Below are 12,827 nucleotides of genomic sequence, written 5' to 3' on the forward strand. Positions count from 1 at the left end.
ACGCCTCCCCTACTCCGCAAGAATCGCTTCGATCCGGGCGAGTTCCGCTTCGGTGAAATCGAGGTTTGCGAGTCCCGCGACCACATCGCGAATCTGCTCCGGACGGCTCGCGCCGATCAGAGCGGAGGTCACGCCCGGACGGTTCAGCAGCCACGCGATCGCCATCTCCGCAAGCGTCTGGCCACGCCCGGAGGCGACCTCGTTGAGGTTGCGCACCTTCGCGAGCACGGCGGGGGTCAGCGCCTCCTTCTTCAAAAATCCGTTGCGCATGATTCGCGAATCAGCCGGAATCCCGTCGAGATAGCGGTTCGTCAGCAATCCCTGCGCGAGCGGTGAAAAAACGATTCCTCCGATCTGTTCGTGCTCCAGCAGCCGGAACGACCCCTGCAATTCATGCGCGCGATTCAGCATATTGTACGGAATCTGGTGGATCAGGCACGGGGTGCCGAGTTCACGCAGAATCCGGAACGCCTCCGCCGCCTTCTCCGGCGGATAGTTCGAAATCCCTGCATAGAGCGCCTTCCCCGAACGCACAAGATGATCGAGCGCCCCCATCGACTCCTCGATCGGCGTCTCCGGATCGTAACGGTGATGGTAGAAGATGTCCACGTACTCCAGATTCATGCGTTTCAAACTCTGGTCGCAGCTTGCGATGATGTACTTGCGCGCCCCCCAGTCGCCGTAGGGACCCGGCCACATCGTGTACCCCGCCTTGCTCGAAATCACAAGCTCGTCGCGAAACGGCAGAAGATCCTGCCGCAAAATGCGCCCGAACGTGATCTCCGCCGAACCCGGTTCCGGCCCGTAGTTGTTCGCAAGATCGAAGTGCGTGATCCCGAGATCGAACGCGGTCCGCACCATCGCACGCGCATTGTCGTAGACCGCCGCGCTCCCGAAGTTGTGCCAGAGCCCGAGCGAAACGGCGGGCAGCTTGAGCCCGCTCCTTCCACAGCGGCGGTAAGGCATCGACGCATAACGATTTTCATCCGGTTTGTAAAACATTGTCACTCCTTCCTGTCATGAAACTGGAACAACACTTCGTCGAGCCGCCCCATCACGCCGAGCTCCGTGAGAAAACGGAAGTGCGGCAGGAAAAAACCGACCTCATACAGATTGTGCGAGTCACTCCCGAGCGAAAGTTTCACCCCTTTCTTCAGGCAGAGATCAAAAAACTCCAGCCGGGGTTCGTTCTGATGGAAGTTGATCTCAGCCGCCACGCCGTACTGCTTCAGCAGTTCCGCAACCGGTTCGTAGAGTTCCGGCGGTTCCGGCAGCCCCGACCAGGCGAAGATCCGGAACGGATGCGCAAGAATGTTCACACCATACTTCAGCAGAGACTCCGTGCAGAAGAGAAACTGCCTTGCGGCGATGTGCGGATCAAACCGCTCGGCCAGATGGTGCACGGCCCCGAGCCGTACCTGCGCCAGCCCCCGGTCGGCCGCATCGAGAGCCACGTCGCCATTCCGATCCACATCGAGCTCAAACCCATGCAGAAATTTCCCGGCGGACTCCCCCTCTTGCAACGTCTTCTCATACTCCGCCATGCGCGGGAAGAGCCGGCATCCCGCTTCCGTCCCGCGCGTACGCCAGACGTAACGTCCGTTCCAGTAGTCGTCGGCACAGAAGTAAAGCTGCCCGGAGTGCTCGGTGAAGGCGATGGTTCCGACGTTCGAGAGACGCGCCATCTCCAGCGCTTTCGGAATATCCATGTTTTCGCTGCAATAAGCGACGCGGGTATGAATATGGTAATCCCCGACGCCCGGAACCGCCGGAACAACCATCGCACACCGCCCGGTGCGGATCGACCCGTCCGCGCCGAATTCCGCAACCGTCGCCTCGAAGGGGGAACAATGGAACTCCGGGAATCCGCCCGCCGCGGCACGAATCCGTTCGACGAGAGCGGCCGGAGCGACCTCCTCCGCATTCACCGGGATCCGCTCCGGCGCAGGCGGCAGGCTCTCCGCCCCGCCCCGCACCAGCCAGACGACCGGCAGATCGACTTTGCGATGTTTCATCGAGCGGAAGAGCTCCGACAGAAATCCCTCCTCCGCCTCACCGAGCTCCCCCTCGACGACCAGCAGATCGACCGGGACAAAATGGTGAAACGTATGAACGGCCCGCAACAGCATGAACTCGATCAGGTCTCCCGTCCGGTGGCGGGGGTTCGAAATGACTGCAACTTTCATGACACCAGGTTTCCTTCCTTCTTTTTCGACCGGCGGAACTCAACGGATATTCCGGTACTCCGGTGCCGGAACCGGTGTGCGCCAGTAATTGCGCAGGACCTGCGCGACCCCCTCCTTCATCACCGGATTCGACGGAGCAAACACATTCCGGTAAGAGAAGAAAATCGAACCGTCTACCTCACGCAATTTCGTGTTGTACCGCAACTGATCGGCCAGTTCCCGGCTCGGCCAGGAACGATCCTCGCCCAACCGGTAGACACCATGGCCGATGTAGAGATTCACGTTCGTCCCCTTCACCGTCTCGGCCCACCAGTCTGCCAGCGCCGCATAGGCCGCGACGTCCATCGAAAACGGCCAGTAGAGCTGAGGAACGATGTAATCGATCCACCCCTTCTTCACCCAGCCGCGCGTATCGGCATACTGGGCAAAAAACGATTGAAGTCCTCCCGTCAGCGATCCCGCCGACATGCTCTTGCGGTTTGCCCAGATCCCGAACGGGCTCACTCCGAAGGCGACCTTCCGGCCGGTCCGGCGGAAATGCGCGGAGAGCTCCTGCTTCACGCCGGAAATCACCGCATCGACATTCGCGCGCCGCCAGTCCTCGATCGAGAGCCGCTTCGGATTGTACTGCCGGAATGTGCTGTGGTCCGCATTGCCGACCCCGCCGTAAAGATAAAAATAATCGTCGAAATGAATCGCGTCGACCGGATACTTCTGCACAATCTCCCTCACCGTCGCAACGATGTGCCGCACGACACGCGGCTCGCCGGGATTCAGCAGCAGCGAATAACTTCCGTCCTTCCGCTTCACCTCCAGCACGAGATGGGGATTGCGCCGGGCGAAATTCCGGTTGTCCAGCGTTTTCAGATAAGCCGCCTTGCGCAGTTTCGTCGAAGCAACCACCCGGTAGGGGTTCAGCCATGCGTGAAATTCGAGCCCGCGCCGGTGAGCTTCGGTCACCATGAATGCGAGCGGATCGAAGCCGTCGAGCGAAACGCCCTCCCGGCCCGTCATCCAGCGCGACCATGGATTCAGATTCGACGGGTAAAACGCGTCATTCATCGGACGAACCTGGAAGATGATCGTGTTGAAGTTCGCCCTCTTCAAGTTGTTCACAATCGCCAAATAATCGCGCTGAAACGCGGCGGCGTTGTTGTGCGCCGGGAAATCGATGTTCTCCACGGTCGCAACCCAGACCCCGCGCATTTCACGCGCCTTCGGCCGGTAAAAATCCGGAACGCTCACCTTCGCATTCGAAAATTTTCCGCCGTAGGCCACCGGTTTGCCGGTCACGGGATTCAGGAGAACATGCTCCCCCGCCCCCGCGCCGAGAATCAGGCAAACCGCGGGAAGCAGCGTCAGAATACGGAAAAAAAACGTCCCGGCTCCCCCTCTCATGACTTCGCTATTCTCCTTTTCCTTTTTCGCCGCGCTCCCTGCGGGAACGGCCGCCGCGTCTGCGCCGTCTGGGTCCGTTGCCGCCGCTTTCTCCGCGCTCGCGTTTTCCCCCGGAGCGGCGGCGCGACGAGACGGGCGGCCACAACCGCTCCATCTCCGCGGAATCGCCCTCGGCCACCGCAGTGCGAATCAGGAGAAGCTCCCGGCTGTGCGGATAGGATTTCGCCTCAATGAGTCTCTCTCTGGCCTGCTCGTCCCCGAAAAGCGGCTGCAGAATCAGCACCCGCTCCGCGGAAAGCGTCATGCGGTTCATCATCGTCTGCGGCTTGAAGAGCGTGTCGAGCACTCCGCGGATCGCGGCGGTCGAGTCCGGCCCCGGTTCCCACAATTCACCGGGATTCCTGCCGAGCCCCTTTTCGACGAACGGCAGCGCGAGCGTCGCCATCGCCAGAGAGATGCTGTTGCGGTAAACGCCTTCGCGCACGCGGCAGTTGCGTTCGTTGAGCAGATTCAGCGCGTAATCCCCGTGCGGCGTATCCCACGCATTGTTGAGCTCCGGCAGGAAATAGGGCAGAAGCCCGTAGTCGTGAAACGCCTGAAAGTGTTTGTCTCCGTAGGAACTTGCGAGAATCTTCTCCAACTCCAGAGCGAGGCGCGACGGCGAAGCGACCCGAATCAGCTCCAGATGGGAGAAAAGCGCGTTCTCCGTCGCAGACTCCATCGTGAAGTCGTACTGTCCGATGAGTTTCAATGCACGCAGCATGCGCACGGGATCCTCCTCGAAGCGGAGCCCGGGATTCCCGATCGCGCGGACCACCCGGTTCTGAATGTCCTCGATCCCCTGCCCCGTGAAGTCGATAAGCTCGCTTTTGACCGGATCGAAGAAGAGCGCATTGACCGTGAAGTCGCGCCGCCAGGCATCCTCCTCGGCCGTGCCGAACGAGTTGTCCGAAAGGATCAGATTCTCCGGCAGATCCTTCTTCGCGTTCGCGCCGCCGTGCTCCGGAGCCTGACGGAAGGTGCTCACTTCGAACAACTCTCCACACCAGGTCACATGCACGAGGCGGAACCGCTTTCCGATGATCCGCGCGGAGCGGCGGCCGAATACGGAACGAACCTCCTCCGGCGTGGCCGAGGTCGAAATATCGAAGTCCTTCGGCCGCCTCCCCAGCAGCAGGTCGCGGATCGCACCGCCGACAATGTAGGATTCATAACCCGCTTCCTGCAGCTCCGAAATCAGGTCGACGACGTGAGCGGGCACCGGCAATTCATGTTTCATGGCAGACAATCACAGTTTCCGTTGAATAACCGTATCCACACACTCCAGCTCCGGATCCTTGTAGGGATAATCGGCGTTGTAGTGAAGCCCGCGGCTCTCATGCCGCTGAAGCGAACAATCGATGATGAGCTCCGCAACCGTTGCGATATTGCGCAGTTCAACCAGATCGGCTGTCACGATGAAATCCCAGTAATATTTCTCGATCTCCTTGCGGATCAGCTTGATGCGGTTTTTCGCACGTTCGAGCCGCTTGTTCGTCCGGTAGATGCCGACGTAATCCCACATGAAACGGCGGATCTCGTCCCAGTTGTGGGTGATGACGACCTGTTCATCGGAGTCGGTCGCATTGCCGGTCGTCCAGTTCAGCGCGCTCTCGGCGGTCGGACGGCCCGCAAGGAACATCGAATACTTCCGATCGATCTCCCGCGCGGAGAATTTCGAAACCACGAGCGCCTCAAGCAGACTGTTGCTCGCGAGGCGGTTCGCCCCGTGCAGCCCCGTGCAGCCGGACTCTCCGACCGCGTAGAGACCCTGAATGCTCGATTCGCCGTTCACGTCGGTCTTGATTCCGCCGCAGACGAAGTGCGCCGCAGGAACCACCGGAATCAGATCCTTCGCCATGTTGATCCCCGCTTCGAGGCACTTCGCGAAAATGTTCGGGAAGCGGCGGCGCAGCGTCTCCTCATCGAGATGGCGGATGTCGAGGTAGACGCACTCCTCACCGGTGCGCTTCATCTCCGAATCGATCGCGCGCGCCACGACGTCACGCGGAGCGAGACTCTTCATCGGGTGATACTTCTGCATGAACTCGACCGGCTCGGAGTCGCGTGAATCGCGGCATTTGAGCACGGCCCCCTCGCCGCGCAGCGCCTCGCTGATGAGGAACGAACGGATCGTCGGATGGTAGAGGATCGTCGGGTGAAACTGGATGAACTCCATGTTCGCAATCTTCGCCCCCGCCCGGTAGGCCATCGCCACGCCGGAACCGCACGCGACGTCCGGGTTGCTCGTGTACAGGTAAACCTTTCCCGCACCGCCGCAGGCGATCGTGGTCGAGGCCGAGAGAAACGTCACGATGTTGCCGTTCTTCACGTCGAGCACATACGCGCCGAAGCAGCGGTTCGGACCGCCGAGATTGAGCCGCGAACTGACCACAAGGTCGATCGCAACATGATATTCGAACACCTTGATGTTCGGTTTCGACCGAACCGCCTCGATCATCACGCGTTCGAGCTCCGCGCCGGTGATGTCGCCCGCGTGCAGGATGCGCCGCTTGTGGTGGCCGCCCTCCCGCCCGAGGTCATACTCCTGCGGTTCCTCGGTGTAGCCGAGGTCGCCGCGGGTCGTGAATTTCGCGCCGAGCTCGATGAGCTCCCGGATCGCCTCCGGTCCCGCCTCGACGATCGCGCGCACGGCGCCCACGTCGCAGAGACCGGCGCCGGCTTCGAGCGTATCCTTCACATGTTCCTCGAACGAGTCGAGACTGTCCATCACGCAGGCGACGCCGCCCTGCGCCAGACGGCTGTTGCACTCGTAGATCTCACGCTTGGTCACGACCGCCACACTCCGCCCGGAGTCGGCCAGATGCAGTGCGCTCGACAGTCCGGCCAGCCCGCTGCCGATCACCAGGTGATCGAATTCCTGAATTTCCGCTATTTTCATGATTCTTCCCGCAAATTTGAAACCGGATGACCGCCTTTCCGGAGGACGGAACCGGCTGTTGACTCCTCATTTCGCAAGATAAATCCGGAGGAGCTTTTGAATTTATCCGTAAAGCAGTGTAAATTACACCAGAACCACGTTTCTGTCAATGGGAATCGTTCCGAAATGTTGTATTTACACAAGTTTTTTTCCGGAAAACCGGACACTTCGGCTGAAAAGGAACCGAATGAAATCCGCCGGGCGGCATTCCGTTACCGGCTGCTTGATCTGCTCGCCTGCTTCGCGGGGGGCGCCTGTTTTGCCGCCGCGCTGCCGCCGTTGAACTGGAATCTTCTCGCCCTGGTTGCGCTTGCTCCGGTGACGGCGGTCGCATGCCGCTCGCGCTGGAAGTTCGCGGCATTGTGTGGTTACGTCTGGGGATTCGGCTGGTCGCTCTTCGCATTCCGTTTTCTGCGGGAGATCGACCCGGCGATTCCGTTTCTGATGCCGTGGGCGATCTCGCTCTGGCCGGCGCTCTGGGGGGCTCTCCTGCCGTTCCTCTGGCGGAACACGGCGTTCCCGGTCGCGGTCGAACTTGAAGGGTATGAATCGCGCATGCGCTTCCTCGGTTCTGCGGCGGCGTTCGGGCGTCTGCTCGGCTTCGCGGCCGCGGCCGCGGCGCTCTATACGCTCGTGGAGTGGACCCGGTCGCGGCTCTTCCCGTGGAACGACCTCTCGGTCACGATGTGGCGCGACCTGCCGCTCATCCAGTTCGCCTCGTTCACGGGACACTTCGGAATCATGTTCGCAACCGCCTTTTTCGGAACCGCGGTCGGGACGGCGGCGGCAACCCGCTTCCGGATGCCCGGAAAAAAACTCCTGCTCTTCACCGCGGCCTGCTTCGCATTGCTGCATGTGGCCGGTTACACGCTTTACCTGCACCGCACGGAGGCGGAGGCCCGCAGGAGGGCGAACTGGTTTCCGGCCGTCCTTCAGGGCGACATTTCCCAGCGGCGCAACGCGGACATCGGGGAAGCGCAGGAGGCGCTCGAAGTTTACCTCACCCTCTCGCGGGAAGCGATGACCGCCGAACCGAAGCCGGAGCTCGTGATCTGGCCGGAGTCGGCGGTGCCGGTGCCGTTCCGCGCGATGCACCCGGTTTCGACGATGTTCCGGACGGGAATCCGGATGCTCGCGTATGCGTACCATGTTCCGATGCTGATCGGTGCGATCGACTTTCAGGATCCTCTCCCGGCCGACGGGCGCGATCTCAAAGTCACCAACAGCGCGCTCCACTTCGACGAAACCGGAAAACTGCTCCACAAATATGATAAAATCCACCGCGTTCCATTCGGGGAGTATGTGCCGTTCCGCGCGTATCTGCCTGAATTTGTCATCCGGCGCATCGACATGAGCCGCGACCTCGCGCCCGGCTCGAACTTCAACCCGGTACCGCTCCGGCAGGATGTGCGCGCGGGGGTGGCGATCTGCTACGAAGGGATCTTCAGTTACCTGACCCGCGCATTTGCGCTGCGCGGGGCGAACGTGCTTGTGGTGATCTCGAACGACGCCTGGTATCCAACCAGCAGCGAACCCGAACAGCATCTGGCGAACGCGGTCATGCGCTCAGTGGAAACGGGACTTTCGATGGTGCGCTGCGGCAACAACGGCGGCTCGCTCGTGGTGCTTCCGACGGGGGAGATCACACAGATTCTGGAAGTTCCAGGCCCTGAAAAGCGGCTTGAACTGCGGCGCGGACGCGGATTCCGGCAGCTTGCGGTTCATGTCCCGGAACGCCCGGAACCGACCTTCTTCGTCCGGTTCGGGGAGTGGATTCTGCTCGTACTTGGAGCCGGCTGCGCGGCGTGGTGGGGGCTCGCCGTGCGCAGTTTCATCATGAGGAAGCGGTTCTTTCTGCGGAAATTCGACGCCGCAGCCCCCCGGGAGGAGGCATAAGCGATGCGCGTTCAAGTCGACTGTTACCCCTGCATTCTCTCGCAGCTCTCAGAACTCGCAAAGAGGGCCGCGCCGGACGCGTCCGGGCAGCATGCGATCGTGAAACGGCTTCTGAAACTTGTATTCGAAGCGGATGAAGCGATAACCCCGCCGGAGTTCGCGGCGATGTTCCACTCGCTCATGTCGGAGCTCACCGGCGTCGCCGATCCGCTGCGCGAAATCAAGGACCGTTCGACCGAACTCGGACTCGCGCTGCTGCCGGAACTGCGGCGTCTGGTCCAGGAGGCCGCCGATCCGTTCGAGGCCTCCGTCCGGCTCGCAATCGGCGGGAATGTGATCGACTACGGCGTGAATCCGAACTTCAAGCTCGACGAGGCCGAATCGAGAATCCGGGAGGTGCTGACTCTGCCGTTCGACCGCGAACTCTGTGCGGAATTCAAGCGCCGCCTCGACGCGGCGAAGTCGATTTTCTACATGCTCGACAACTGCGGCGAAGCGGTTATCGACCGGCTGCTCATCGAACCGTACCGCGACAGGATCACCGTCGGCGTGCGCGGGCGTCCGATCCTGAACGACGTGACGCGGCGCGAAGCGGCGCTCTCCGGAATCGAAGGCGTTCCGATCGTCGACACGGGCGACTGTGCGCCCGGCGTCTCGCTGCGCCGCAGCAGGCCTGAACTCCTCGAAGCGATGCGCCGCGCGGATGTGGTCGTCTCGAAGGGACAGGGCAACTTCGAGTCGCTCGATGAGGAGTTCACCGGGCGTCCGATCTTCTTCCTGCTGCGCGTGAAGTGCGACGTGGTGTCGCGCCGGGTCGCAAGCCCGCTCGGCGCAATCAAAATCATCGGAAAGAATCTGTAAATCATGCTGCCCATTGGAAAAACCTGCCTGCTCGTCGCGGAACGGAGGACCGATTCCGGGTTCTACCTCTCCGACGGGAACAATCGTAAGGAAACGGTTCTGCTGCCGAACAAGTTCGTCCCGCCCGATCTTGAACCGGGGAAGGCGATCGAAGTGTTTCTGCTGCTCGACTCCGAGGACCGTCCCGTCGCCACCACCCGGAAACCGAAGGCCGAAGCCGACAGCTTCGCGCTGCTGCGCGTGAAGGAGGTGACGAAAATCGGCGCATTCCTCGACTGGGGGATGGACAAGGATCTGCTGCTGCCGTTCCGCGAGCAGCCCGAACGGGTCTCGCCGGGCGAGGAGTGTCTCGTCCGGGTTTACGTCGATCCGAAAAGCGGACGGATCGCCGCATCCCGCCGGCTCGGACGATTCTGCAGGGGGGATGTGACGGAGCTGCGGCAGAATCAGCAGATCGGCGTGATCGTCTGGGAGAAGATCCGCCTCGGCTGGCGTGTGGTCGTCGAGGAGAAATACATCGGAATCCTCTACTTCAATGAACTCTTTTTGTCCGTCGCAATCGGCGACCGGCTGACCGGTTTCGTCCACGCGATCCGTCCCGGAGAAAACCGGGTCGATATCCGGCTCCGGCCGGATGGATTCCGGGGAGTCGCCGCAGAGAAACCGGCGATTCTCGACGCGCTGCGCGACGCGGGCGGCTTTCTGCCGCTCAACGCGAAAAGCAGCCTGGAGGAGATCCAACGGCATTTTCCGTTCAGCAAACGTGTATTCAAACAGCTTATCGGCATGCTCTACAAGGAGCGCGCGATCGTGATCTCCGACGACGGGATCCGTCTCGCCGACAAGCCGGGGAAGGAGAAAAACATATGAAAATCCGCCCGATCGTCCCCGCACTCGGCCTCGGCCTCGCACTCTGGCTCGGCCCGGCCGCGGCCGATGAACCAGTCCGGACTCCGGCGCCGCGCCCGGAGGAGATGATGCTCGCCTATGCGCTGCTCGAAGCGGCCGGGACGCCGAACACCATGGAGCAGACGCTTCAGCACAGTCTCAACGCGCAATTGCAGAGCGCGCCGGAACTGCTTCCGTTCCGCAGTGCGTTCGAATCGTATTTGCGCCGGACAATTTCCTACGAGGCGCAGAAGGAAGAGCTTGCCAAAGCGTATCTCGAACTCTATACGCCGGACGAAATGCGCGAACTGATCCGGTTCTACCAGACCCCGATCGGCCGCAGGAAAGCCGCCGCCGACGCGAAAATTGCCGTCTCCCTCGCGGAAGTCACCCGCCGGAAAATGGCCGAACAGCTTCCGCAATTTCAGCAGGAGCTTCAGAAACTTCAGCAGCTGCGGCAACCAGCTCAAACTCCCGTCGGGCCGAGGCTCCCCTCCCCCGCGCAACCATAAAACAGAGGAAACATCATGTTCAAACTCATCGTCACCGTTCCCGTTCAGAATGAAAAAGCCGCCGCCTTCGAGGAGATGGTCAAGCCTCTCGTCGAAAACTCCCGCAAGGAGGAGGGCAACATCAGCTACGACATCTATCCGGACGTTCTGCATCCGAACTGCTATATCATCCTCGAGACCTGGAAGAGCGACGACGCGCTGGAAGCGCACAATCAAACTCCGCACTATCTCGCCTTCGCCGAAAGCATCAACGAGTATCTGGACGGAACGCTCACGCTGCATCGGATCGAGCCGCAGGAGAACGGAGATTTTCCGGGACTCTCTCCTGAGGAGTGCTGACAAACAAACCAGCAAAAGAGCGGGAGCCTCCGCGAAGATCATTCCGGATGGCTCCCCGATTTTGCTGTTTCGCGTGTTTTATTCGCCGCGCCGGGCGCGCTTTTCGGCGCGTTTCTCCTTCAAGGTTTTGGTTGCGGGTTTCTTGACATCCTTTTTCACATCGTGGCTCTTGCTCATTCTGTGCCTCCTTCCTTGACCGGCTCAATGGAACTACAATATCACCTGTCGCGGCAAATGCAAGCCGCAACCGGCAAAATCGAAAAAAATCCATTCCCGTCGATGGCAAAATTCCGGGAATGGAGTATATTATTCTTCCAAAAGACCGGCAGGCGCGGGGCTTTCCGGAACACAACGGCTTTCAGAGGCGGGAATGATCCGGCAACAACCGCTTACGGTGGAACAGCGACGGGAGTCGCAGCGTAATTACAATCTCTTCAACCTCATCAACGGGCTCTCCTACATGTGCCTGGGGGAGACGGTTCTGATTCTGCTCGCGGTGCGGCTCGGCTGCCCGGATTACATCGTCTCGGCCCTGGGAGCGATGCTTTACTTCGGCTATCTGCTTCTGCCGCTCGGAAAGATCGTCACGGCCCGGACCGGCGCCGCCCGCAGTCAGTCGATCTTCTGGATCGCACGGAACATCGCGGCGCTGCTGGTGGCAGGTTCGGCGCTCGTATGTATCTCGGGATTCCGGACGACGGCGATGGGGATGCTGCTCACGGGAGCTTTTTTCTTCTACGGCTTCCGTGCGGCGGGAGTCGTGATGTCGCAGCCGCTCATCGGAAACATCACGACAGATGCGGACCGCGGAAAGGTGATCGGCGTGAGCACGGGCCTCTTTTACGTCTCCTGTCTCGTGGCGCTCGTGACGATCAGTCTGCTGCTGAAATTGAGCGACAGCCTCGGAATGCTGACCGGAATCATCGTCGTCGGGGCGCTGTGCGGCTTCACCTCTTCTCGTTTCATCAACCGGATCGATGAAACCGAAGGGATTCGCAACTCGGCCAGGAAACCGATCGCCGGAGAGTTCCGCAAGGTGTTGCGCGACCGGAAACTGCTGCGGCTTCTCGCGGCGGGATTCTGCGTCAATCTGGCGGTCATCATGCTGATTCCGATTTCGATGCTGGCCCTGAAGCGCGGCTGCGGGGTCAGCGACACGGGGGCGCTGCTCTTCGCGCTCGGGCAGTTCGGAGCGAGTGCGGCGGCCTCGTTCCTCTCCGGCAAGGTCGCCAACACGATCGGACCGCGCAAAACGATGCTCTACGCCTATATTCTGATGCTCGGGATCGGCCTGCTCTGGCTCGTCGCCCCGGCGAATTTCTCGCCGGTTTATATGATCATGCCGTTCCTGCTGGCCGGAAGCATGAATCTCGGGACGACGAATTCGGTGACCCACTATTTTCTTCAGACCGTTCCGGAGGAGCGCCGTGTGGCCAGTTCGATGTTCATCGCGGTCATCAACGGCGCCGGAGCCGGAATCGCCGGAATGACCGTGACCGGGGCATTGCTCGATCTCTGCGCCGGTTTTGCCCCGGAAGGAAATCCGCTGTACGGTTACCGGATCTACTTCGCCGTTGCGACGGTTCTGCTCTCGGTCGGGATCTGGGTCATCGCCCGTCTCCGGCCTCTTCCGCTTGAAAAGCGCAAAGTCAAAAAGAGCTGGGACGAAACCATCTGATGCTGCCCTTCCCGTTTTTTCCGCATCGGCGGAAATCGGGAATTATTTTTTTTCGAAAATAAATTTTTCCACTCTTGCTTTTTCACTTT

Annotated in this window: 11 protein-coding genes; 6 read left to right on the top strand and 5 right to left on the bottom strand. The window is 60.8% G+C overall.

The features are described from left to right. Window positions 1-9: 9 nt before the first annotated feature. The 5 genes from Q0K10_RS00850 to nadB are packed head-to-tail and all read right to left on the bottom strand — an operon-like array spanning window position 10 to window position 6,525. The gene (locus Q0K10_RS00850; RefSeq protein WP_294501907.1) at window positions 10-1,002 is read right to left on the bottom strand and encodes an aldo/keto reductase; all 993 of its coding nucleotides are present in this window, start codon (window positions 1,000-1,002) and stop codon (window positions 10-12) included. Window positions 1,003-1,004: 2 nt separating this feature from the next. Next, complete coding sequence (locus Q0K10_RS00855; protein ID WP_294501909.1) at window positions 1,005-2,186, bottom strand: hypothetical protein; 1,182 nt, start codon at window positions 2,184-2,186, stop codon at window positions 1,005-1,007. A 39-nt stretch (window positions 2,187-2,225) separates the two neighbouring features. Then, window positions 2,226-3,584 (bottom strand): family 10 glycosylhydrolase, encoded by a 1,359-nt coding sequence (locus Q0K10_RS00860; RefSeq protein ID WP_294501911.1) that lies wholly within the window; start codon window positions 3,582-3,584, stop codon window positions 2,226-2,228. A gap of 7 nt (window positions 3,585-3,591) precedes the next feature. Further along, window positions 3,592-4,863, bottom strand: coding sequence for a polynucleotide adenylyltransferase PcnB (gene pcnB, locus Q0K10_RS00865; RefSeq protein ID WP_294501913.1), 1,272 nt, complete (start codon window positions 4,861-4,863; stop codon window positions 3,592-3,594). Between the two features lie 9 nt (window positions 4,864-4,872). Beyond that, entirely contained in the window at window positions 4,873-6,525 is a 1,653-nt protein-coding gene (gene nadB / locus Q0K10_RS00870) for an L-aspartate oxidase (RefSeq protein ID WP_294501915.1), read from the bottom strand. 165 nt (window positions 6,526-6,690) lie between these two features. Here nadB and lnt point away from each other — a divergent pair, with 165 nt between their 5' ends. From lnt to Q0K10_RS00900, 6 genes are all read left to right on the top strand, one after another. Further along, a complete protein-coding gene (lnt, locus tag Q0K10_RS00875) occupies window positions 6,691-8,460 on the top strand; it encodes an apolipoprotein N-acyltransferase (protein ID WP_294501918.1) in 1,770 nt (589 codons plus the stop codon). 3 nt (window positions 8,461-8,463) lie between these two features. Further along, window positions 8,464-9,321: an ARMT1-like domain-containing protein gene (locus Q0K10_RS00880; RefSeq protein WP_294501920.1), complete on the top strand. Its 858-nt coding sequence runs from the start codon at window positions 8,464-8,466 to the stop codon at window positions 9,319-9,321. A 3-nt stretch (window positions 9,322-9,324) separates the two neighbouring features. Beyond that, entirely contained in the window at window positions 9,325-10,191 is an 867-nt protein-coding gene (locus tag Q0K10_RS00885; protein ID WP_294501922.1) for a S1-like domain-containing RNA-binding protein, read from the top strand. Beyond that, window positions 10,188-10,721, top strand: a complete 534-nt coding sequence (locus tag Q0K10_RS00890; RefSeq protein ID WP_294501924.1) for a DUF2059 domain-containing protein — start codon at window positions 10,188-10,190, stop codon at window positions 10,719-10,721. Before Q0K10_RS00885 ends, Q0K10_RS00890 begins: the two co-directional genes overlap by 4 nt. Before the next feature lie 15 nt (window positions 10,722-10,736). Beyond that, on the top strand, window positions 10,737-11,060 hold the full coding sequence (locus tag Q0K10_RS00895) for a putative quinol monooxygenase (protein WP_294501926.1): 324 nt from the start codon (window positions 10,737-10,739) through the stop codon (window positions 11,058-11,060). Window positions 11,061-11,430: 370 nt separating this feature from the next. Continuing rightward, entirely contained in the window at window positions 11,431-12,738 is a 1,308-nt protein-coding gene (locus Q0K10_RS00900) for an MFS transporter (protein ID WP_294501928.1), read from the top strand. Window positions 12,739-12,827 lie beyond the last annotated feature (89 nt).

It is taken from the genome of uncultured Victivallis sp., from assembly GCF_944391105.1.
In the GTDB taxonomy this organism is placed as follows: domain Bacteria; phylum Verrucomicrobiota; class Lentisphaeria; order Victivallales; family Victivallaceae; genus Victivallis.